Origin of the sequence: Caballeronia glathei, from assembly GCF_000698595.1 — a bacterium.
Taxonomy (GTDB): Bacteria; Pseudomonadota; Gammaproteobacteria; order Burkholderiales; family Burkholderiaceae; genus Caballeronia; species Caballeronia glathei.
On the sequence record NZ_JFHC01000224.1, the window covers coordinates 1 to 1,432 of the forward strand.

Consider the following 1,432-nt stretch of genomic DNA (forward strand, 5'->3'; position numbering starts at 1 on the left):
AACGTCCGCCCCGATCCGGACCGCGTACTCGTCGACATCGTCGACTACGTTCTTGGCTACACGGTCGACAGCACGCTCGCGCTCGATACCGCGCGCAACTGTCTGATCGATACGCTCGGTTGCGGACTCGAAGCCCTCTCCTACCCCGCCTGCACCAAGCTGATGGGCCCGATCGTGCCCGGCACGGTCGTGCCCAACGGCGCCAGGGTGCCGGGCACCCAATTCCAGCTCGACCCGGTTCAGGCCGCCTTCAACATCGGCGCGATGATCCGCTGGCTCGACTTCAACGACACCTGGCTCGCCGCCGAATGGGGCCATCCGTCGGACAACCTCGGCGGCATTCTCGCCACCGCCGACTGGCTCTCGCGCAATGCCGTCGCCGCCGGCAAAAAGCCGCTGACCATGAAGGACGTGCTGGTCGGCATGGTCAAGGCCCATGAGATTCAGGGCTGCATCGCGCTCGAGAACTCGTTCAACAAGGTCGGGCTCGATCATGTCCTGCTGGTCAAGCTGGCTTCGACCGCCGTCGTCGGCCAGCTGATCGGCCTCACGCGCGACGAGCTGATCAACGCGGTGTCGCTCGCGTTCGTCGACGGGCATTCGCTGCGCACCTATCGGCACGCGCCGAACACCGGCTCGCGCAAGTCGTGGGCCGCGGGCGACGCCACCTCGCGCGCCGTGCGCCTCGCGCTGATCGCGAAGACCGGCGAGATGGGCTATCCGTCGGTCTTGACCGCCAGGACGTGGGGCTTCTACGACGTGCTCTTCAAGGGCAACGAGTTCAGGTTCCAGCGCCCCTACGGCTCGTACGTGATGGAGAACGTGCTGTTCAAGATCTCGTTCCCGGCCGAGTTCCACTCGCAAACGGCGGTGGAAGCGGCGATGACCCTGCACGCCCGGCTGAAGCAGGCGGGCAAGTCGGTGGAAGACATCCGGCGCATCACGATCCGCACGCACGAAGCGGCGATTCGCATCATCGACAAGAAGGGCCCGCTCGATAACCCCGCCGACCGCGATCACTGCATCCAGTACATGATCGCGGTGCCGCTGATCTGCGGCCGTCTGACGGCCGCAGACTACGAAGATTCGGTCGCGCAGGACCCGCGCATCGATGTGCTGCGCGCAAAGATGGAATGCGTGGAAGACCCGCAGTTCACGAAGGATTATTTCGATCCGGAGAAGCGCTCGATTGCAAATGCGCTCACTATCGAATTCAACGACGGATCGAAGTTCGACGAAGTGGTGGTCGAATATCCGATCGGTCACAAGCGTCGCCGCGCGGACGGCATTGCGCTTCTGGTCGAGAAGTTCAGGACCAATCTCGCACGCCGTTTCCCGCACAAGCAGCAGCAGGCGATCCTCGCGGTATCGCTCGATCAGGCAAGGCTCGAAGCCATGCCGGTCAATGAATACGTCGATCTGTACGTGATCT

At 63.5% G+C, this 1,432-nt stretch carries 1 protein-coding gene; it reads left to right on the plus strand.

From position 1 onward, the window contains the following. The coding region (locus BG61_RS38420; RefSeq protein ID WP_241486506.1) for a bifunctional 2-methylcitrate dehydratase/aconitate hydratase at positions 1–1,432 on the plus strand (1,432 nt) is incomplete at both ends.